We start from the raw sequence: 21,899 nt of genomic DNA on the forward strand, positions 1-21,899 counted from the left end.
TAAATTCTTAAAGTGATTATTAGGTTCTGCTGTTAGAACCCCTGAAGAATTTAATATCCCCCCTTCAGGGGGTTAGGGGGTAAAAAAAAGGGCAAGCACCTTCTATCGCACCGCTACAACCTTCTACCCTTGCTATGTTCCCATCCTGGGGGAGTTCAAAGGGAGCTGGTCGTAAAAGACTTGCCCGGCCACAAAGGTAGAAAAAGAAGTTGTTTTGCAAAACCCATTTCTTTAATTTTTTATAGATTATTGCTATCTGACTGATTAGTAAATTAATAAAATTTAAATGTGTACTTTTAAATAGGCTATATAAAATCAAAAATAACGGTTGGGTTTATTTATTATTTATATTCGAGTTTTATATTTATATATGAATTAATAATTAAATCGATTTAGGTTTGATTTTACCAGAAAAAGTGAAATTATTGTACAATCTTATCATTATGGTAATTGTAATTATGTAGCTGTTTAATTATAAATTTTCTATTTTAACTGCTTTTAATTGAATAAGGGATAAAATTTTTCAAAAAATTATGTCAACTCTGTAATTTACCAAAAATTTTTTCTATCTTAGTGTTTCCTATACACTAACAACTAACGAGCAAAGAATGGAACCAAACAGTGGATTGTACGATGCGCAATTTGAACACGATGCCTGCGGTATTGGGTTTGTTGCACATGTGAAAGGGCGAAAATCGCATCAAATCATCTCCGATGCACTTACTATTTTAGAGAATCTAGACCATAGAGGGGCAAGTGGAGCAGAACCGAATACCGGCGACGGCGCTGGGATTATGATTCAGATTCCTCACGAATTTTTTTATGATGAATGTTTAAAAGCTGGCTTCAGCTTACCAGAAACCAATAACTATGGTGTAGGTATGCTCTTTATGCCAAAAGATATCAGATCAAGAGAAGAGTGCAGAGAACTGATTTACCGTGCTGCAGAAAAACTTGGTCTGGAGATTTTAGGTTTCAGAAAAGTTGATGTAGATACAACAGATATAGGTAGTATGGCGCTTTCTGTTGAGCCGGAAATCGAGCAGGTATTTATTGCCCGTCCGTATGCCGTAGCTCCAGGAGCAGATTTTGAGCGTAAGCTTTATATTTTTAAGAATTACCTGATTAAACTGATTGTTAATACTGTACATGGCGGTAAAGATTTTTATATCGTTTCGTTATCGGCGCAGACTATTATATATAAAGGTCAGTTAACTTCTTTGCAGGTTCGTACTTATTTTAGCGATTTAAGCGATAAACGTGTTGTTTCGGCCTTAGGTTTGGTTCACTCACGTTTCGCAACCAATACATTCCCGTCGTGGAGACTTGCACAGCCTTTCCGCTTTATTGCACACAACGGGGAGATCAATACTTTACAGGGAAATTTAAACTGGTTCAGGGCAGGTGTTAAATCACTGGCTTCTTCGCATTTTACGCCTGAAGAGCTGGATATGCTTTTGCCTGTTATCGACGAAACCAACTCCGATTCTGGCTGTTTGGATAACGTAATCGAATTGTTATTCCATGCTGGCAGAACCTTACCTCATGTTTTAATGATGTTAGTGCCTGAAGCATGGGATGGTAACGATGATATGGATCCGGTTAAAAAAGCCTTCTACGAGTTCCACGCTACTTTAATGGAGCCATGGGACGGGCCGGCTGCAATTGCTTTTACCGATGGTAAATTAATTGGTGCCACCTTAGATCGTAATGGTTTACGTCCTTCGCGTTATGCTATTACTTCTGATGATCGCGTTATCATGGGATCTGAAGCTGGAGCATTAGCGATTGATCAAAGTACAATTATCGAAAAGGGTCGTTTAACGCCTGGTAAAATGTTCGTTGTGGATATGGAGCAGGGCAGGATCATTAGCGATGAAGAAATTAAAACACAGGTTTGTGGCGGAAGTCCTTATGCGGATTGGATTAACCAATATCAGATTCGTTTAGAGGAGTTGCCTGAGCCGCGCTTAATGTTTACCGGCTTATCAACTGAATCTATTTTTAAATATCAGCAGGTTTTTGGCTACAGCAGGGAAGATGTAGATCTTTTGCTTAAGCCAATGGCGCTTGAAGGTAAAGAACCTATTGGTTCGATGGGTACCGATACGCCACTTGCTATTTTATCACAACGCCCGCAACATTTATCTTCATATTTTAAACAGCTTTTTGCTCAGGTTACCAATCCGCCTATCGATCCGATTCGGGAGAAAGTGGTGATGAGTTTGGCTAGTTTTATGGGTAGCAACGGTAACTTGTTAGATGAAAATCCTAGACAAGCACACTGTGTAGCCATTAAACATCCAATTTTAACCAACCAGGAGTTAGAAAAACTGAGAAGTATCGATACCGGGGTTTTCCAGGCTAAAACTTTACAAACCTATTTCAGGGCCGATGGTAAACCGGGTGCAATGGCAAAAGCTTTAGACCGCTTATGCCGTTATGCAGTAGATGCCGTTGAAGATGGTTTCCAGGTAATTGTGTTAAGCGACAGGGCTATCGATTCTGAACACGCTGCAATGCCTTCTTTATTGGCTGTTTCTGCAGTACACCACCACTTAATCCGTAAAGGTTATCGTGGTGCTGTTGGTATCGTTATCGAAGCTGGTGATATCTGGGAAGTACATCATTTTGCTACGTTATTGGGCTTTGGTGTTACGGCAATTAACCCTTATCTGGCGCTAGAAACTATTGGTGGTTTCCAGGAAGAATCTGGTTTATCGGCAGAGGAGTTAACTAAAAATTACATCTATGCAGTAAACAGCGGCTTGTTAAAAATCTTCTCTAAAATGGGTATCTCTACCTTGCAGTCATATCAAGGCGCACAGATTTTCGAAATTTTAGGTTTAAATAAACAAGTGGTTAATACTTATTTCACTGGTGCTGTTTCGCGTATTGGTGGTTTAGGCTTAGATGAAATTGCAAAAGAAACATTAATTAAGCATCACCGCAGTTTTGGTCCGGCAACGCAGACCGAAAACTTATTGCCTGCTGGTGGTACCTATAAATATCGTCGCAGAGGTGAAGCGCATTTATTTAATCCGCAAACCATCCACTTGTTGCAAAACGCAACGCGTAAAAACGATTTCAACATTTTCAAACAATACTCTAAGCTGGTAAATGAGCAAACTCAACAGGCTTATACCATCAGAGGTTTGTTCGAATTTAATTATACCCGTCCGGCGGTCCCGTTAAATGAGGTAGAATCTACTACCGAGATCTTAAAAAGATTTGCAACAGGAGCAATGTCGTTCGGTTCTATCTCGCACGAGGCTCACTCTACTTTAGCTATTGCCATGAACCGCATTGGCGGAAAGAGCAATACCGGTGAGGGTGGTGAAGACGAGATGCGTTATACTAAATTGCCAAATGGCGATAGTATGCGTTCGGCCATTAAACAGGTAGCTTCTGCCCGTTTTGGTGTAACCAGTTATTACTTAACCAATGCTGATGAGTTGCAGATTAAAATGGCTCAGGGTGCAAAACCGGGTGAAGGTGGTCAGTTGCCTGGTCACAAGGTGGATGACTGGATTGCAAAAGTTCGTCACTCAACACCAGGTGTAGGTTTAATTTCTCCTCCTCCGCACCACGATATTTATTCGATCGAGGATTTAGCCCAGTTAATTTACGACCTTAAAAATGCCAATCGCGCTGCAAGGATCAACGTTAAACTGGTATCTAAAGCAGGTGTAGGTACTATTGCAGCCGGTGTTGCAAAAGCACATGCCGATGTAATTTTGGTATCGGGTTTTGATGGTGGTACAGGTGCTTCACCGTTAACTTCTATTCAGCATGCTGGCTTACCTTGGGAGCTTGGTTTGGCAGAAGCACACCAGACTTTGGTTAAAAACAAATTACGTAACCGGATCATCCTTCAAACAGATGGTCAGTTAAAAACAGGTAGGGATATTGCTATTGCAGCGTTATTGGGTGCTGAAGAATGGGGTGTGGCTACTGCTGCATTGGTTACTTCGGGCTGTATTATGATGCGTAAATGCCACCTGAATACTTGTCCGGTTGGTGTGGCGACACAAGATCCGGAATTGAGAAAATTATTCACTGGTGATGCCGATCACGTAGTAAACTTGTTTTATTTCCTTGCCGAAGAATTACGCGAAATTATGGCTGAATTAGGTTTCAGAACCATTCATGAAATGATCGGTCAGGCTGATGTTTTAAAAGTACGTGAGTTGCCTGCAACCGACTGGAAATTAAAGCACCTTGATTTATCGGCTATTTTATATAAAGCGGAAGAGAATGGCTTGCCTTTATTCAATACTGAGGCGCAGGATCATGGTTTAGATCACGTTTTAGATCATAAACTAATCGCAGCTGCACAATCTGCTATTGAAAACAACGAACCTGTTTTTGCAAGCTTCGAAGTTAAAAATACCGACCGTTCATTAGGCACTATGTTATCTAACGAAATCTCTAAGGTGCATTTAAGTGCAGGTTTGCCGCCTGATACCATCAACTTTAAATTTGTTGGTTCGGCCGGACAAAGTTTTGGTGCATTCAATACCCGTGGGGTTACTTTATCACTGGAAGGTGAGGCGAACGATTACGTGGGTAAAGGATTGTCGGGTGCAAGATTAGCCGTTTATCCTTTTGCAAATTCGACTTTTATACCTGAGCAGAATATCATTATCGGTAACGTGGCATTGTATGGTGCTACTTCGGGCGAGTTATTTGCACGTGGTAAAGCTGGTGAACGTTTTGCCGTACGTAACTCTGGTGCAACAGCAGTTGTAGAAGGAGTTGGCGATCACGGTTGTGAGTACATGACTGGTGGTGAAGTGTTAATTCTTGGTGATACAGGAAGTAACTTTGCAGCTGGAATGAGTGGTGGTGTAGCTTGGGTTTACGATGCAAACGGAACTTTTGCACGCAAATGCAACAAGGAAATGGTTGATTTAGATCCGTTACAGGCTGAAGATGAAGAACGCATTTTAGCTTTGCTTAAATCGCATATTCGATTAACAGACAGTAAGGTAGCTGAGTTTATCTTAAGCGATTGGAAAACACAATCAGCTCACTTTGTAAAAGTATTCCCTAAAGAATACAAAGCAGTTTTAGCAAAACGTAACCAACAAGTAAAAACACACTAAGCCATGGGAAAAGTAACAGGATTTCAAGAATACGATAGAGTTGCGCCCACCAGAGAAGAGGCTGCAACGCGTGTAAAACACTATGGGGAATTTTTAAACGAATTGCCCGCAAAAGAATTAAATAATCAGGCTGCGCGCTGTATGGATTGCGGCGTACCTTTTTGCCAATCGGGGTGCCCGCTGGGTAACGTAATACCTGAGTTTAACGACGCAGTTTATCAGGGCAAATGGGAGCAGGCTGCCAACATTTTATTAAGTACAAACAATTTTCCTGAGTTTACGGGAAGGATTTGTCCGGCACCTTGTGAGTCGGCTTGCGTACTGGGTATTAACCGCCCGCCGGTTTCTATCGAGGAAATTGAAAAGCATATTATCGAAATCGCTTTCGAAAAAGGATTTATCAAAGCAAAAGCGCCATTAATCAGAACCGGTAAAAAGGTTGCAGTTATTGGTTCAGGTCCGGCTGGATTAGCCGCTGCTGCTCAGTTAAATAAGGTTGGTCACGAAGTTACCGTTTTCGAACGCGACGATGCACCAGGTGGTTTATTGAGATATGGTATTCCTGATTTTAAGCTTCAGAAAAATGTAATCGATCGCCGTATCGATTTAATGAAAGAAGAAGGAATAATTTTTAAATGCAATGCCAACGTTGGCGAAAACGTAGAGATTGGTACCTTATTGAGAGATTATAGCGCCATTGTATTGGCCGGTGGTTCTACCATTCCACGCGATTTGCCAATTGACGGTCGTTCGGCTAAAGGTATTCATTTCGCAATGGATTTCTTAAAGCAACAAAATAAGCGTGTGGCTAACCGCAAGGTTGAAACCGAAGACATTATGGCTACAGGTAAAAATGTAATCGTAATTGGTGGTGGTGATACCGGTTCAGATTGTATTGGAACTTCTAACCGTCATGGTGCAAAATCGGTAACGCAGTTTGAAATTATGCCAATGCCACCACAAACCCGTAGCGAAAATATGCCTTGGCCAACTTATCCGATGCTATTGAAAAATACTTCTTCGCATGAGGAAGGTGCGCAAAGAGCCTGGTCGGTAAATACCAAGAACTTTATTGCCGATGAAAACGGTAACCTTAAAGCATTAAAAGTGGTAGATGTAGAGTGGGAGATTGATGCAAATGGTCGTCCGGTTACTTTTAAGGAAGTTCCGGGATCGGAAAAAGAGTTGCCTTGCGAATTGGTACTGCTTGCAATGGGTTTCTTATACCCACAAAAAGAGGGATTAATTGAAAAATTAGGTGTAGAGCTTGATAACCGTGGAAACGTAAAAGCTTCTGAACACACTTATCAAACCAATATTGCTAAGATTTTTGCAGCGGGCGATGTTCGCCGCGGACAATCGCTGGTAGTTTGGGCCATTTCAGAAGGCAGGGAAGCTGCCCGTAAAGTAGATGAATACTTAATGGGAGCAACCAAACTGGCATCGAGAGATGCTATTGCTTATGCTTAGTAGGTTTTAAATTCTATATTTTTAGGGTCGTGGTGCAAACCACGACCTTTTTTGTTTAAAGATGGCAACCGATTCATGGATTGACACGGAATTTATGCTATGGCCTGGTGTCTAACCAGACGCTTATCCTATCGGTCGGTGTCCACACCGACCGAAACAAATAGAGGTGTTGGTGGAGGCACCGACCTTTAGATTATAGAAAAAACATTCCGTGTAGTCTGCGTCTCCGTGGCTATATTTATCCTATCGGTTGGTAGAGACATCAGTCTTTAGATTATATAGAGAAAAACTCTTCGTGGCTATATTCTAGTTCAATCAAAACAGCAAACCTAAAACAACTTCAACTGTTTATCCTTTGGTGGTTTCTCTTTCCCAAACACGGTCCTTCCACCGTATTTCCAGCTGTTTTTTCTTTCCAGCTCAATCACTTTCTCAAAATCCATGTTGGGCACAAAGTCTTTTTCTGCATTACTGGCAATACGATGCAGCGATTTTATCGCTTCCTGTTTATCGGTAATGCCAATTTTAGCTTTCTCAACTGCCTGGCGCAAAAAGCTTATGGTTTCATCGTAAATATTTACCGGAACCGGAAAAGGGTGACCATCTTTACCTCCGTGTGCAAAAGAAAACCTGGCCGGATCGGTAAAACGTGATGGCGTTCCATGGATTACCTCGCTCACCAACGCCATCGATTGCAGGGTGCGGGGGCCCATACCTTCAAGTAAGAGCAGTTCTTCGAAATTATCGGGCTTTTTCTCTTGTGCCAGCCACAAAATACTACCCAATCTTTTTAGGTCTACATCTTTGGCTTTTACCTCATGGTGCCTGGGCAATACCAGTTTTTGTATTTCGGCGATCATTCGGGTAGGTGCTTCAGTAGTCAGGTCCATCATGGCTGCTCGGGTGGGATTGGCTGCTGAGGCAGTTAGGTTTAATATTTGACCCTGGTTAATTCCACAAATTCCCGTATGCGGTTCTTCTACAAAAGATTTTAAGTTTTCAGAGTGCCAGTGGTAGCGTCTGGCTGTGCCGCTGAAATCGCTCATCCCTTGTTGCACTATGGCCCAATCCCCATCACTGCTTAAAATAAAATTATGGAGGTAAAGCTGAAAACCATCCTGAATAGCCGTATTATCTACTTTTGCACTAAGCTTGCTCGATCTGACCAGCATTTGCCCATCCAATCCGGTTTTTTCTGCCACGCGCAAAAGTTCGTTTGGAGTTTCGCGACTTAGCTTCCCTTTGCCACCACAAATATAAATGCCCAGTTCTTTTGATAGTGGGTTAATGGCTTTTTTCAAGGCACCCATTACGGAAGTAGTAATACCCGATGAATGCCAGTCCATGCCCATTACTGCACCTAAACTCTGAAACCAAAACGGACTACTTAAGCGGCGTATTACTTCTGCTTTGCCATATTCAGCTAAAATAGCTTCAGTTATCGCAAGACCAAGTTTGGCCATACGCTGTGCCAGCCAGGGCGGAACGTGGCCATAATGTAAAGGTAAATCTGCGCTTCCTGATCTTTTCAATGCTAACAAATTTAGTAAAAATATTGCAATATAAATTATATCTCTTACCACAGATGCACAACATCCATGGAGTTCTAATAATATTTCCGTGCTAATCTGCGTCTCCGTGGCTGTTGATCTAATGGGATAATCTATTTGCTGCCAATGATGCACGGAACTCACAGAGCAATACCTATGCTAATGTGTAACTTCGTGGCTATTTTATAATTGATCTTCTAAAATACTTCCGTGCTGGTTAAACGATTGGCCTTATATTTTGTTATCTTCAACCGGAGGCATAAATTTAAACCAGCTGATGCGCAAATTTCTTCAACGTTTATTAAGCAATTGGATTATCCGCATGTCTAATAAATACAGCTCGCGTCCCAACCGCAGGCGTATACATGGCGCATTAAACAAACTTTTCAAAACCATTGTTAAAACCCCTGGAAAGCGGGGTCTCATTTTAGAAATCACCGAAGCAAACCGGTTTATCATTCTCTCCGATCAGCATAAAGGAGCACGTGATAACGCCGACGATTTTACCCTTGCTGAAATAAACTATCTTAAGGCACTTGAACATTATGCCATAAATGATTTTCATTATATCAACCTCGGCGATAGTGAAGAGCTTTGGAAAAACTTAATGGAATCGGTTATCAGGCACAATAAAAAAACTTTCGAGGCAGAAAAGATTTTCATAAATAAAGGCATGTTTACCAAAATATTTGGCAATCACGATCTGTATTGGGACAACGACCCGCTGGCAGGCTTTAACCTCAACCGCATTTACGGGAAAAAAATACCCATTTATGAAGGAGCTATCTTGCGCATGCCCGTTGGTTCGCAATTGCTGGATATTTTTCTTACACACGGTCATCAAGGCGATTTGCAAAGTGATGGCAACTGGTTTAGCAAATGGTTTGTTAGTACGGTATGGGCGCCGCTGCAGGCTTACCTTCAAATTAACCCCAATACGCCGGCCTACGATAACCAGCTTAAAACTGCGCACAATATTATGATGTACAGCTGGGTGGCTACGCAAACCAATAAAGTGCTGATTACCGGACATACTCATCAACCAGTTTTTGCCTCATTAACACACCTGGAAAGAATTTACCTCAAATTGCAGCAGGCCAAAAGAGATAATAAGCAGGAAGTTATCGCTGCTTTAAATGCAGAGTTGGTAAAACAAACCAGTGGAGGCGATAAAGCTCCGCGCTTTAGAAAATATAAACCCAATTATTTTAACAGCGGTTGTTGCTGTTTCAATGATGGCGATATTACCGGTATAGAAATCGAAAAGGGATTAATCCGCCTAATTAAGTGGTCGTGCCATAAAACCGGCCAGCCTGAACGGATTGTACTCGAAGAAATGAAACTTGATCTACTTTTAGAAACTGATTTACCTAAGCGGTAGTTTCACATAAAAAGTTGTACCTAAACCTTTACCCGGACTTTCGGCCCATAATTTCCCTTTATGGATATCTATGAATGCGCCAGCCGTAATCAGGCCAAAGCCATTGGCACTTTCTGTACCGGTGGGTTTAGCACTTAACGGTGCAAATTTGGTGAAAATTTTATCCAGGTCTTCGGTGGTTAAACCAACGCCCTGATCGTTAACCGAAACGGTAAGTTCGGTTGTGGTAAGCTGATGCGATATATTAATGGCTGTTCCCAATGGAGAAAACTTAATTGCATTATCAATCAGCTGGCTAAAAATTACAGTAAGTTTATTTACATCTCCAAATATTAAGATGGGCTCGTAAATATTTATCGAAATAGATTGTCCTTTGTGTTTAAGGGGCAAGTCAAAATTTAGTTTTACCGCTTCGAGTACTTCTTTTAAATCGATCTGGGCTTTCTCCGGTTTATATCCGCCTGCAGCTTTTTTAGCCGGAATTAAAATTTCATTCAGGCTATCGACCATTTTTTTCGACTGTGAATTGATTTTACTGGCAATTAATACCGCCTTATCATCAATAGCAGGTATTCTGCCCATCAACTCCGATTGCAGGGAAATGGTTGTCATTGGGTTTTTAAGGTCATGGATCAGCACATGGAGGCGATCATCATAGGCCCTGAACGCATTGCGTGTCGCTATTCTCGATGCCAGGATATCCATCACCATTTCTGCCAGCAGGCTAAGCATTTGGGTTTGTGTTTCAGTTGGTGCTATAATTTCAGCCGTAGAAACATAAATTACACCTAGCAAATAACCCTCCGGTGTTTGAAGCGGAGCTGTAATGATCGAGCTGCCGCCTTCGTTTACAACATTAAAATTATGGCAAAGTGGCAATTTAGGATTAACTGGTGGATGACCAACTACCGATTTTTGAAAAAGTAATGCATTCCCTTCAAAACAGATGCCTGCGCCAGGGGCTTTAAATATGCCGGTGGCTAAGTGGGATATCCTGTCGAAAGTGTATTCGGCCTCGGTATCCAGAATTTCGTAATGCATCAGTTTAGCTAAGCGCAGTGCTTCATATTGGGGTTTGGTATTTTCAACTACTTTTTCACTGTGCATGGCCTGGTTGTTTTGAATGAAGAGATGTTGCAATAAAGGTAAAGATTATGATTAAACTGATAAATAATATAAACAATTAAGTAGTAAATTTAGTTAATATAAAGTTGCAGGTAAGGGAGGCCAATTGTTTAATTACCACCAAATAAATAAATAATGAGACTATATATTGAACGTAAGCCAGTTAAGGTTTATCCTGATACTAAAAGAGTTATTGCCCGGTTTTTTTTTAACGGAGAGGAACGCGCATTAGAAGTAATTAAAAAAGTATTGCTGTTTTCTGATGAAAAAGTATTCTCGCTGGTATCGCCAATATTGCAGGAATATTCTAAACGGCATAGAAACATAACCAAAATTTTAACGCGTCACTGTAAAAAACTGAAGAAGCAGTTTACCGCACTTGGTACCTCGTTCGAGCATATTGACGAATATACACGCTTGCTGATTGGCGCTTACTTTACACACGAATATTCGATCGAATCGGCTGCTTTTTTTAATCCAAGCATAGTCGAAGATCCCGATCAAACCGATCTGGTTGAGGGAGAGAAAAGGGTAATCATCAGTTTTAGGGCTGTGGGAGAAGGGCATATATCTTCCATTGTCTTCCGCCGGGCTTTAATTGATAAAAACAACAATATTCAGGTTTTGCCTGTAGGTAATTATGTAGATGAGGCCGAGGTGGTTAAGAATGCCATTTATGCTAAAAAACTATTTTTAAAAAAGGCTGCTTATGCACAGATCGATCCGTCTGTTTTGGAAGAAATTGAAGCAAAACTCGACGATAAATTTGAATACACCAGTTTAAGCAATCTCATCAAAGATTCTAAAAGTCTGAATAAAGAAAATCCGGAACGCTTAATTGAATATGATAAAGTGCTTTGGCTTTCAGATACTTATCATACCATCAGTTTTTCGAAAGACACCGATATTTCTGACCGCGTTATTTTTCCGATCTCGGAATTTGAACGCAAAGGCATTGAGGATGCCCGCTTTGTAAAATTTGTAAGAGAGGATGGCAAGGTTTTATACTATGCCACTTATACTGCATTTGATGGCTCCCTGATCATTCCTAAACTGGTACAAACAGAGGATTTTTACGAATTCAAAGTTATTCCCCTGTACGGCGATGGTGCCCAGAACAAGAACCTGGGTTTGTTCCCGCGAAAAATTAACGGAAAATTTGTGATGATGAGCCGTATTGATGGCTGGAACAATTACCTGATGTTTTCTGACAAAATTAACGTTTGGGAAAACCCGATTTTATTAAAACAGCCACGTTATGATTGGGAACTGGTTCAAATCGGAAATTGCGGTTCTCCAATTGAAACAGAAAAAGGCTGGATTGTAATTACGCACGGTGTTGGCCCTATGCGGCGGTATTGTATTGGCGCAAGTCTGCTCGATCTTGAAGATCCAAGAAAAGAAATAGGTCATTTAAAAGAACCTTTAATTATACCCAATGGCGATGAGCGCGAAGGTTATGTACCCAATGTAGTTTATTCTTGTGGGTCCATCATCAGTAATGGCGAACTGATCATTCCTTACGGATTATCGGATTACAGTTCTTCATTTGCTACCGTAAATTTAGAATTATTACTAGATCGCTTATTGGAGAATAATTAAGTTATTGGCGAGCCAATATATCCTGCTTCGAAACTTCAATGAATCCGTCACCGCGAAGCAAGATTGTGTGAACTGATGCAATCTGGGTAGAAGGTTAATTGGTAGAATCAACCTAACTACACTTATCAGCCTCAACCAGAGGCGATGATAAAGTTTCGTATTCTGCCTCGGCAGCTTTAAGTATAGCCAAATGTGAAATGAAGTAAGCTAATGTACTTTCTGCACCCTGGTTTCTGTTTACACTGTTAAACTGCAGGCCATCGGCACAACCATTCGTTTCAAAATCATATAGCGGAATATGCAGACTGTTTTTTCCCAGAAACCATTCGTAGCTGGTGTGCATTAAACTTAAATACTGATCATTTTTAGTGATTTCGAAAGTTTTGGCATACAATAATACCATGGCCATAGTTTCTATAGCCTGCTGGTCGTAAACCGGGCTTTTACCATGTTTCTTAAGCCATCCGGCATTTCCAACCGGGTTTAAGTATCCATTCTGAAAAGAAAATGTATTTAAAAATGCAATACTTTCCATTGCTGTTTTGTATGATGCCGCGTTGCCGGTAACTTCGTAATGGTGTAGCAGCGCCAGGGGTAAAATGGCATTATCGTAAGTTAGAATATCCTCAAACCAGTGCCAGTCACCATCTTTGTTTTGCTGATAGGCGCTTATTATTGCATTGGCCAGCTGGTTAATTTCATTGATAATCAGCTCATCGCCCGGATGTGCGCACAGGTAGTACGACAAACCAATTAGCGTATTGGCTTTTCCGCGGATGTATTTCAAATTTTTAAAATGAGGAACCGCGTGCCAAAAAAGCTCGCGTCCAAACTCACGGTAAGAATTGTTGGGGGCACTACAAATTAAGTGACCAAGTGCCCAGATGGTACGCCCGAAGGAATCTTCGGAACCTATTTCATCCAGATACTGCCTGTCAAAGCTTAAAAAATTGCGGAAATTGCCATCCTCCACCTGCATGTATTGAATAAAGCTGAGGTATACCGGCATAAATTTCAGTGCATTAGGGTTCTTGTCATACTCGCAAGCCATAAGCGACATGATCAAAGCCCGAGCATTATCATCAATACAATAGCCTTCTTTTAGGTTCGGTACGCCAAAGCGCGCATGCTGAATGATTCCGGTATCATCAGTTAATAATGCAATATGGCTAAGATTAAGGGCAGGCATCCGCTCTACATCTATAATTGGCGGAATAGCTCTTTCCGGTTCCTTTTCAGCGTTTAATGCGTCTTGCAAAGCCTTAAGATATACATTGCCAATAGCAGGCCAGCGCAAGTTTAAGCCATAAGCGTAAGCATTTTGCTTTAATTGCTGGTAGGTATCGTTATCGCTTAATAATTCATTTACGATGGCGGCGAGGTGGGTATCATCTTTAAAATTAAACAACCTGCCCCGGTTGTCGGCCAATAATTCCTGAGCGTGCCAATAGGGTGTAGAAACCACGGCAGCGCCTGCACCGATGGCATAAGATAAGGTGCCACTGGTAATTTGTGCTTCGTTTAAATAAGGGGTGATGTAAATGCTACAGGCGGTTAAATACTGGTGCAATTCGCTTTCGGATACAAATTTGTTGACGAAAGCAATATTGTTTTCTACGCCCAGTTCTTTTGCCAGGGCTTTTAAACTGTCGCGATACTCTTCTCCATTGTGTTTAACCACGCCGGGATGGGTATTGCCTAAAATTACATATAAAACTTCAGGGTGTTGAGCTACAATTTCGGGGAGTGCCTTTATAACCGTTTCCAGGCCCTTATTGCGACTAATCAAACCGAATGTAAATAAAACTTTGCGACCCTTAAATAAGCTGCTCTGCGTAATTTCATTATTTACGATAGGCTCTAAATCAGGTACGCCATGTTCTATTAGCTTGATAGATGCTTTGGGAATCTGGTAAATACTGGTTAAAAACATTACTGCTTTTTTGCTCATCACGATAATTTTAGCAGCTTTAAATGCAAGCTCCTTTAAAATGGTAAGCTGCATAAAATTAGGCTCTTTTAAAACCGTATGTAAAATGATGATAAAGGGTTTCTTCAACCTGTTAACCAACGATAGCAGAAATACACCACTGTTACCGCCATATATCCCAAATTCGTGTTCTATAATACAGGTATCTACCTCACTATTATTGATGAAATCGGCTGCCTCAATGTAATCCTGCTGATTTTGCTGTCGGATAACAAATTTAACCTCTTTGCCATAAGCATGTTCATGGATATTATCTGATTCGTTTAGGGCAACCACAAAGCTTTTTTGAGGATCATAATCTGCATTTAAACTTAAAGCGGTAACCAGGTTATGGTTAAATGTTGCTAAACCGCACTCGCGGGGTGGACAAGTAGAAATGTAGGCAATTTTCATAGTTATCTCGGGTAGATTAGTATTTAAATAACATGGCTAAGCCTAAATAGTTTGTGCTTTCGATAAATGAATGAAAACAAGTACAAGCCAAGTAGCGCTTTGAGCCAAATAGGAAGCGGGAAAATACACCCGCTTTATAAAAAATAATTATTTGAAAGCTGCTTTTAACTGTTCTGCAGCGTAAGCCTGTGCAGCTTTAGCTTCCGGAACAACAATGGCCATTCCGAAGAACTCGTGCGTTACACCATCGTAATTTTTACTTGCCACTTTAACGCCATCGGCTTTAAGTTTATCAGCCAGTATTACTCCATCATCTTGCAGCGGGTCTATTTCGGCGGTAATAATAGTTGTTGGGGGCAAGCCCTTTAGGTTGGCATTTACCAGCGAAATTGCAGGATCCTGGGCTTCAATCATCGTGTTTAAATATTTTTCTGTAAACCAGCCCATCATGGCTTTATTCAAAGGTTTGGCCTTTTCGTATGTTTTGTACGATGTGGTATTCATATTGGCCTGTGCAATGGGATAAACCAAAAGCTGGTGTACCGGAATCATAATCTGTTTATCGCGTGCCATTATCGAAACATTGGCCGCTAAATTTCCTCCGGCACTTTCGCCTGCTACAGCAATTTTGCCAGGATCGGCCTTTAAATCAAAAGCATTTTTAATCGCCCACTCGTAGGCTGCAAAAGCATCGTTATGCGCCGTCGGAAATTTATTTTCGGGCGCTAAACGGTAAGCTACCGAAATTACAACCGCCCCAACCTGTTCTGCCAAAGCCTGGGCCGAAGCATTATACACATCGAGGTTCGCAATTACAAAACCACCTCCATGGTAATAAACGATAAGTGGGTAAGGTCCATTGCCTGTTTTTGGGGTGTAAATCCGCAGATGTATCTTTCCTCCGTTGACAGTTATATCTTTTCCGGTAGTGTCTACTTTGGAGGCAGGCACGCTAATGTGGTTTTGTTCAGCCAGATCCATAACAGCATCCGTAGGTGTGTGGTTTTTGCGGGCATCGGTAGCGCTTAATGTTTCGAGGGGCTTATCACCATAACTGGCTAATTTTTCGATAACCGTTTGCATTTCAGGTTTAATGGTTTTGCCCCATTCGGGTGGTGGACCAGCAGGTTTTAAACTGGTAACAGCAGCCGAATCAGTTAAGGTAGTATCGGTCGTACTACCCGTTTTGGTATCGCTGCTACAAGCCCAAAGCAACGTTGTACCCGCAAGTAAAAATGCTGTATTTTTTAAATGTTTGATTTTCATGAGTTTAATTTTATTTCTGTTGCTTCTATAACAGTATGAATGAGTTAAGAGTTTTTACAGCCTTACAACTTTGTAGAATCTGATCGAAATCCAAACATCTTTAACTTCTAAGGTGTTCTAACTGTAAAAAAATATGCTAGCAGAAATTACGGGCTTACCCGATCAGGTTTTTGGGGTAAGGGCCACAGGTGAAGTAACCAGCGAAGATATTAAACATGTTTTGCTGCCAGGCCTTAAAAGAACCGCCGATAAGTTTAATGAAATCAGGTATTTACTCGTTTTAGATACCGATGTTAAAAATTTTACAGCAGGTGCCTGGGTGCAGGATGCCAAAGCAGGACTACAAAATTTTACCAAATGGAAAAAAATAGCTGTTGTAACTGCCGAAAAAGGAGTGGAGTGGTTTACCGATATTTTTACTGTAGCCACCCCCGGTTCTTCTAAAGGTTTTAAACCCGATGAAATTGAAGCAGCCAAAACCTGGTTACTCAGCAACGATTAATAAATACTAGCTATGAAACCTCTATGATTTTTTAAACCATACTTTGGGATGAATAAATCTGGTAGCTTCATCACAATTGAAAATAAATTGAAACGGATGAAAAATTCAAAAACGCCGGCTGAAAGTAGCAAGGCTACAGCGCCGAAAAATGCAAAAGCAAAAGGAGCCGATGAAAAAGTAACATCGGCCAAGGATGCCAAAAAAGTAGAGGTAACTAAAGACACTCCGGTAAAACATAGGAAACCGTAATTTTTTGAACCAGTTTTATGACATTAGACACCGATAACCTAAATAGTTTTTACAATAAAGCTTTCGATTGGATTATAAGCAGAGGACCATCTGTAATATTGGGTATTGCTTTATTCATTTTAGGGCTATGGTTTATTAAACTGTTGGGCAAATGGTTGCAAAACGGAATGCACCGCAAAGATGTAAACCCATCGTTGCGTCCGTTTCTTACCAGTTTAGTATTGATTACTCTCCGCATTTTACTGGTGCTAACCGTAATGCAGATCATTGGTATTCAGCTTGCCTTTTTAACCGTACTGATAGGTGGTATAGGCGTTGCAGCTGGTTTGGCTTTATCCGGAACCTTGCAGAATTTTGCAAGCGGTGTACTTATTTTATTGCTTAAGCCCTTTATGGTAGGCGATAATATTATTGCACAAGGGCAGGAAGGAACAGTAACATCAATCCAGATATTTTATACCATAGTTAAAACTTTCGATAACCGTACGGTAGTTATTCCGAATGGAAAATTATCTAACGAAGTCATTATCAATATTAGCAGAGAAGGCAGCAGACGGGTAGATATTGAAATGAAGTTTAGTTACGGAATAGATTACGAGCTTTTAGTTGGGGTTTTTAACAAAACGGTAGATGAATTTAAGGCTTGCTTAAAAACGCCCGAACGAAGAATAGGGGTATCGCTTTTAGAAGAAAGCGGTTATAAAGTGATTTTCAATATCTGGGTAAATGCACATGGTTTTACCGATACAAAATTATCTTTTCAGCAGGAGTTGATGAAAAACCTAAAACTAGGCGGAATAAAATTACCCGGAACAACTGACTAATTTACTCCTTTTTTGAGTAAGGCATAAATCTTATCCATCAGATCGTCGATGTTAAAAGGTTTGGCCATAAAATCATCAGCTTCAATTCCATCAAGGGTATAATTAGTTGCATTATAGCGTGCCGAAATCATTAAAACCGGAATGTGCTGTGTAGTATCGGTAGCCTTAATTTCCTTCAAAAGTTCCCTTCCATCGGTGTCTGGCAGCATAATATCCATAATAATCACGTCTGGATTAAATTCGTGAACATGGCTGATGAAGTCTGCACCTTTGTTTAAACCGGCCACATTAAAGGCCTCGCTTTCTAAAATCAGGGTAATAACATCAAGGATTGCATGATTATCTTCGATAACCAAAATGTTTTTTTTTGCCAAAATAGGGATGCTTTTTTTATTAGTTGCAACAAATATAGAATAAAAAACAATCCTTAAAACCGAATTTGCAGAATTCGTACATCATGCTAAAAAATAAACTAATATTTGTTAATTCGTAAATTCAAATACGTTTGTCTTATCTATAATATATGAATAAATTTTCTGTCGACTTAACCAATTGTGATAAAGAACCGATTCACATTCCTGGTAAAATTCAGTCGCATGGTTTTCTGATAGCCGTTGTTAAAAAAGACCTTACCATAAGTTACATCAGCGAAAATGCAGGAGATTTTTTTAATGAGCAGGCTAAAAACCTGTTAAATAAACCTCTTGCCGTGGTTAATACATTTATTAGGCAGCAAGATCCTGAATTTAATATAGAAGATCTGCTTAAACTGGGTATTATCCGCGATAATTTCGATGCCATTAGTCCGCACCCGGTTGAGCTGGATGGGAATCCTTTTTACCTGATCATTTCTCCATCGCCTAACAATTGGTTGCTGGAATTCGAACCGGTAACGCTGCAATACGATATACAAAGTTCGATTGGCCGCTCGGCATCATCCATGCTGCAGGGAAAGAATGTTTCTACATTGCTAAGGGGTGCAGCACTCGAGGTTAAAAAACTGATCAATTACGATAGGATCATGATCTACAAGTTTTTAGACGATGGTCATGGTGAAGTAGTTGCTGAAGAAAAAGAGCCTGATCTAGAGCCGTTTTTTGGCTTGCATTATCCTGCTTCCGATATACCAAAACAGGCACGTGAGCTGTACAAACTGAATCTCACACGTTTAATTGCCGATGTAAATAAGCTCGATGCACCTATTTTAACCTTTAAAGAAAATGAACCACTCGATTTAACCAATGGCGGATTAAGGGCTGTTTCGCCTATACATGTTCAGTATTTGAAAAACATGGGTGTTCAATCGAGTTTTAGCATTTCGCTTATTTCGCATGGCGAATTGTGGGGATTAATTGCCTGCCACAACTATAGCCCGAAATTTATCGATTATAAAGCGCGTGAAGGTTCTAAACTGGTAGGACAAATTCTGTCGTCGGCCTTAGAATACCGCCAGGAAGAAGAAGAGGCTGAAGTTGTTGAGCTGTTTAAAAATACGGCCAATGTGCTTTCAGAGCATTTAACACGCGATAAGTATTTAATTGAAGCCATTACAGGGCATAAAAGAACAATTTTAGACGCTACAACGGCATCCGGAGTAGCCATTATTTTCGAAAATGAACTCAAAACCATTGGCGAAGTGCCGGTTGATGAGGACATTCGGGAACTGGCCGACTGGTTAAAGAAAACCACCGATGAGTCTATTTATTACACCCATCGTTTATCAGAAATACATTCTCCGGCTAAAAAATATAAAGAGATTGCATCGGGTATTTTATCGTGTACCCTAAATAAAGAATTGGGCGAAATGATTATCTGGTTTAAACCCGAACAGATTACTACTGTTAACTGGGCAGGTAATCCTGAGAAACCGGTAAGTCCTGATGAAAATGGTTTATTAAATCTATCGCCCAGAAAATCTTTCGAAACCTGGTCGCAGGTGGTAAACAATACCTCCGAAAAGTGGCGCGCCGAAGAAATTTCTTCAGTACTGCGTATCCGTGAGATCATTATTACCGATATCAATAAAAAAGCGAACGAGATCAGGCTGCTTAACGAGAAACTACAGGCTGCATACGAAGAGCTGGATACCTTCAGTTATACCATCTCGCACGATCTAAGAACTCCGTTAACTTCGATTAAGACATATACCGAACTGTTGCTTAAAAACAAAAGTGTGGATGATAACGACAAGAAGATGCTCGACCGCATTTTGCATGGTGCCAATAAAATGAATTTCCTGATCAAGGAGATTTTAAATTTAGCCAGAGTAGGACGTTCGGATATAAATTTTGAAACAGTTGACATGCCTTTGTTGTTAAAGGAAATAGAAGCCGAAGTTTGGAATGCCTTTAAAGCAGATAAAACCGAACTGGTTTTAGGTCAGTTGCCTAATTTAAAGGGAGATAGGACGATGATTGCGCAAGTGTTTACCAATTTAGTTGGCAATGCCGTAAAATACTCATCAACGGTCGATAAACCCAGAATTGAGATATCGGGGCATGTTGATGGAGAAGAAACCATTTATGCCATTAAAGATAATGGTATAGGGATTGATAATAGGTATTACGATAGGGTTTTTGAATTGTTTAAACGCATGGACAATGTAAAAGACATTGAAGGGACAGGAGTAGGATTGGCTATAGTTAAAAGGGTTGTGGAAAGGCATAACGGAAGGGTTTGGTTCGACAGTAAGATTAATGCTGGTTCGACCTTTTATGTAGCATTTAAAAACAGATAAAAATGAAAACACCAGATATATTTTACGTAGAGGATGATATAGATTACGCATTCTTTATGCAGAGTGCAGTGCAGGAAGTTAAAGAGACTTTGAACCTTACAATTGTAGAAGATGGGAGCGAGGCCTTATTGAAGCTGCAGAGTTTTGCCGACAGTAAAATTAAACCGAAGTTGATTTTACTCGATCTAAACCTGCCAGGCTTATCGGGGCTTGATTTATTGAAATTTATCAGGGATATTCCTTACCTCAAATCCATTCCGGTAATTTTGTTTTCTACCTCCGATAATCCGGAAGATGTAAAAGCTTCGATGGAGTTTGGTGCCAATGCATATTTAACCAAACCCAGTGGCTACAATAATCTGGTAAAATGCGTACACTCGGTGCACGATTTTTGGTTTAATCAACACCTCAGGTTAAATTAGCAAAACAATTGTATTAAAAGATCCGGTGGTAAAAGCCGGATCTTTCTTCTTTTATTAATACTTTACTTAAATACACCTTATGATTGCCAGTTTATTGAGAACCGAAACGGCCGCCAACCACAAAGCGCTCGAATCGTTAATGTTCGTAAATGAAATAATGAATAACACTTTAAGTGTAGAACAATATAAAAAACTATTAACTATAAATTACATCATCCACCAGAAGCTCGAAAACGAATTGAGCAATATGCTTGATGCAGACATAGCCGCCGAATTGGATATGAACAGCAGGCTAAAACTCACTGCCCTAGAAAAAGATCTTAATTACTGGCAGATTGATAATTTAACACTGCCAGGCCTGGATTTCGAACTCTTTATTCCACAGAAAAAAACCGGTGAAGTTTTGGGTGCCTTGTACGTGCTTGAAGGGGCTACATTAGGCGGAAACGTAATTAAACGCCATATTTTAGCCAATAAGCACTTTAAAGGGCACGAAGAGGGCTTAAATTACTATGGGGTTTATGGCGAAGAATTAAGCGAAAAATGGAAAACCTTTATTTCTATACTCAATAAAAGGGTTGCTGAGGCCGATTATGAAGCTTGTATAAAAAGCGCCAATCTTACCTTTAATAACCTCATTAACCTGGCTAAGCAATTTAACTAAGTCGCTGAATTTTAATCACGAAAAACGAAAAAATACGTCTACAATAGTGCCAGGGCATTTTTTTTATTTGTGTAAATGTGCAAAACTTATTTTAAATTAATATTTGCTTTCTGTTGTAAATTCAAGGTAAATATGTATAATTGAAAAAAATAAATTTTTTAAACCTTAAAAACATCAATTAGCGATGGAAAAATTCTCAAAAGTTAAAGCTGCTGTTGCTGCGATTGAAGCAGATGTAGAAAAATTTTATAATGCTGGCAATGCAGCTGCTGGTACTCGTGTGCGTAAAGCAATGCAAGATCTTAAAGTTTTAGCACAAGAAATCCGTGCAGAAGTAACTGACAAGAAAAACTCTGGCAAATAATATTTCGCGAGTAAGAAACAAAAAGGGTTCTGGTACGCCAGAGCCCTTTTTGCGTTTAAGCCCTGCTATTTCGGCCATCTTCCTGAACTTGTTTCAGGATCTTTTGTATAGATTGTTTGATAGGCTTAAATACACGTATATCCAGAAAGATATATCATCATGTATTCTTAATTATTCAAGTGCTATTTCGGTCGTCTTCCTGAACTCGTTTCAGGCCCCCTTTTATAGATTGTTTGATAGGGCTTAAACACC

Annotated in this window: 16 protein-coding genes and 1 other RNA gene; 11 read left to right on the forward strand and 6 right to left on the reverse strand. The window is 40.2% G+C overall.

Annotated features, from left to right (window positions below):
- Nucleotides 1-86: 86 nt before the first annotated feature.
- An RNA gene (gene ffs / locus HWV58_RS05660) (signal recognition particle sRNA small type) lies at nt 87-186 on the reverse strand.
- A gap of 422 nt (nt 187-608) precedes the next feature.
- Between ffs and gltB the strand changes: the two genes are divergently transcribed.
- Both gltB and HWV58_RS05670 read left to right on the forward strand, forming a co-directional pair.
- On the forward strand, nt 609-5,108 hold the full coding sequence (gltB, locus tag HWV58_RS05665) for a glutamate synthase large subunit (RefSeq protein WP_175633163.1): 4,500 nt from the start codon (nt 609-611) through the stop codon (nt 5,106-5,108).
- Nucleotides 5,109-5,111: 3 nt separating this feature from the next.
- Entirely contained in the window at nt 5,112-6,578 is a 1,467-nt protein-coding gene (locus tag HWV58_RS05670; RefSeq protein WP_175633164.1) for a glutamate synthase subunit beta, read from the forward strand.
- Nucleotides 6,579-6,907: 329 nt separating this feature from the next.
- Here HWV58_RS05670 and HWV58_RS05675 read toward each other — a convergent pair whose 3' ends face one another.
- Entirely contained in the window at nt 6,908-8,110 is a 1,203-nt protein-coding gene (locus HWV58_RS05675) for a DUF763 domain-containing protein (protein WP_175633165.1), read from the reverse strand.
- A gap of 295 nt (nt 8,111-8,405) precedes the next feature.
- Here HWV58_RS05675 and HWV58_RS05680 point away from each other — a divergent pair, with 295 nt between their 5' ends.
- Complete coding sequence (locus tag HWV58_RS05680; RefSeq protein WP_175633166.1) at nt 8,406-9,509, forward strand: metallophosphoesterase; 1,104 nt, start codon at nt 8,406-8,408, stop codon at nt 9,507-9,509.
- On the opposite strand, the gene HWV58_RS05685 is transcribed toward HWV58_RS05680, so the two are convergent.
- Nucleotides 9,495-10,616, reverse strand: a complete 1,122-nt coding sequence (locus HWV58_RS05685) for a sensor histidine kinase (RefSeq protein ID WP_175633167.1) — start codon at nt 10,614-10,616, stop codon at nt 9,495-9,497. The two genes, HWV58_RS05680 and HWV58_RS05685, sit on opposite strands and share 15 nt — an antisense overlap.
- Nucleotides 10,617-10,769: 153 nt before the next feature.
- Between HWV58_RS05685 and HWV58_RS05690 the strand changes: the two genes are divergently transcribed.
- Complete coding sequence (locus tag HWV58_RS05690; RefSeq protein ID WP_175633168.1) at nt 10,770-12,236, forward strand: glycoside hydrolase family 130 protein; 1,467 nt, start codon at nt 10,770-10,772, stop codon at nt 12,234-12,236.
- Between the two features lie 112 nt (nt 12,237-12,348).
- Here HWV58_RS05690 and HWV58_RS05695 read toward each other — a convergent pair whose 3' ends face one another.
- Nucleotides 12,349-14,619: a glycosyltransferase family 4 protein gene (locus HWV58_RS05695; protein ID WP_175633169.1), complete on the reverse strand. Its 2,271-nt coding sequence runs from the start codon at nt 14,617-14,619 to the stop codon at nt 12,349-12,351.
- A 147-nt stretch (nt 14,620-14,766) separates the two neighbouring features.
- Nucleotides 14,767-15,885 (reverse strand): alpha/beta hydrolase, encoded by a 1,119-nt coding sequence (locus tag HWV58_RS05700; protein WP_175633170.1) that lies wholly within the window; start codon nt 15,883-15,885, stop codon nt 14,767-14,769.
- 133 nt (nt 15,886-16,018) lie between these two features.
- Between HWV58_RS05700 and HWV58_RS05705 the strand changes: the two genes are divergently transcribed.
- From HWV58_RS05705 to HWV58_RS05715, 3 genes are all read left to right on the forward strand, one after another.
- Nucleotides 16,019-16,387: a SpoIIAA family protein gene (locus HWV58_RS05705; RefSeq protein WP_175633171.1), complete on the forward strand. Its 369-nt coding sequence runs from the start codon at nt 16,019-16,021 to the stop codon at nt 16,385-16,387.
- Nucleotides 16,388-16,483: 96 nt separating this feature from the next.
- Nucleotides 16,484-16,636, forward strand: a complete 153-nt coding sequence (locus tag HWV58_RS05710; protein ID WP_175633172.1) for a hypothetical protein — start codon at nt 16,484-16,486, stop codon at nt 16,634-16,636.
- 17 nt (nt 16,637-16,653) lie between these two features.
- Entirely contained in the window at nt 16,654-17,460 is an 807-nt protein-coding gene (locus tag HWV58_RS05715; protein ID WP_175633173.1) for a mechanosensitive ion channel family protein, read from the forward strand.
- Here the strand turns inward: HWV58_RS05715 and HWV58_RS05720 are convergent.
- A complete protein-coding gene (locus HWV58_RS05720) occupies nt 17,457-17,834 on the reverse strand; it encodes a response regulator transcription factor (protein WP_175633174.1) in 378 nt (125 codons plus the stop codon). The genes HWV58_RS05715 and HWV58_RS05720 overlap by 4 nt on opposite strands.
- Before the next feature lie 149 nt (nt 17,835-17,983).
- Here HWV58_RS05720 and HWV58_RS05725 point away from each other — a divergent pair, with 149 nt between their 5' ends.
- The 4 genes from HWV58_RS05725 (at nt 17,984) to HWV58_RS05740 (ending at nt 21,647) form a co-directional block, all read left to right on the forward strand.
- Nucleotides 17,984-20,197 carry an ATP-binding protein gene (locus HWV58_RS05725; RefSeq protein WP_175633175.1) on the forward strand — a complete coding sequence of 738 codons (2,214 nt, stop codon included), beginning with the start codon at nt 17,984-17,986 and terminating at the stop codon, nt 20,195-20,197.
- A gap of 2 nt (nt 20,198-20,199) precedes the next feature.
- The gene (locus HWV58_RS05730) at nt 20,200-20,619 is read left to right on the forward strand and encodes a response regulator (RefSeq protein WP_175633176.1); all 420 of its coding nucleotides are present in this window, start codon (nt 20,200-20,202) and stop codon (nt 20,617-20,619) included.
- Nucleotides 20,620-20,698: 79 nt separating this feature from the next.
- Nucleotides 20,699-21,283 carry a biliverdin-producing heme oxygenase gene (locus tag HWV58_RS05735; protein WP_175633177.1) on the forward strand — a complete coding sequence of 195 codons (585 nt, stop codon included), beginning with the start codon at nt 20,699-20,701 and terminating at the stop codon, nt 21,281-21,283.
- A gap of 184 nt (nt 21,284-21,467) precedes the next feature.
- Nucleotides 21,468-21,647 (forward strand): hypothetical protein, encoded by a 180-nt coding sequence (locus HWV58_RS05740; protein WP_010602585.1) that lies wholly within the window; start codon nt 21,468-21,470, stop codon nt 21,645-21,647.
- Nucleotides 21,648-21,899: the final 252 nt, after the last annotated feature.

This window comes from Pedobacter ghigonis (assembly GCF_903166585.1).
Taxonomy (GTDB): domain Bacteria; phylum Bacteroidota; class Bacteroidia; order Sphingobacteriales; family Sphingobacteriaceae; genus Pedobacter; species Pedobacter ghigonis.